The following is a 425-nucleotide window of genomic DNA, read 5'->3' as shown; positions in this document are numbered from 1 at the left end:
CGTGGTCAGTGCAGATAGTTCCTTTGTATTGTCTCCGGTCAAGGCAGTAGAAGAGGGCCGAGGGTATTATAAAGATCAGGTGAAGCCGGGTGATTCCAGAGAATACACCTTCTTTGTGCGGAACACGAAAAACGAACCTGTAGAGATTAAACTGTACCCAGCTGACGCACTACCGGCTCAGAATGGAGGGCGAAGTTTCTCGGAGAAAGAACAGAAGCTTTCTCATGTCGGGGCATGGCTGGACCCGCAAGGGGTCCAGCGCTTCACACTGAAGCCGAAGGAGGAACGCAGCTTTAAGTATCAGGTCTCTGTTCCGGAAGAGATCACGCCCGGACAGTATGTAGGTGTGATTGCTGCTGAGGAATTGATCCAGGCAGAAAATAATGAATCGAATGTGCAAGGTCAGCAGGCTTCGGTGACCATTA

1 protein-coding gene is annotated in these 425 nt (G+C 50.6%); it reads left to right on the top strand.

What is annotated here, in order from left to right; translation table 11 throughout:
- On the top strand, positions 1-425 hold a 425-nt coding region (locus ACQ76X_RS36325), incomplete at both ends, for a WxL protein peptidoglycan domain-containing protein (RefSeq protein ID WP_438498715.1).

Source organism: Paenibacillus sp. IHBB 3054, assembly GCF_051594305.1.
Taxonomy (GTDB): Bacteria; Bacillota; Bacilli; order Paenibacillales; family Paenibacillaceae; genus Paenibacillus_AQ.
This window is presented reverse-complemented; position numbering and strand designations above follow the sequence as displayed.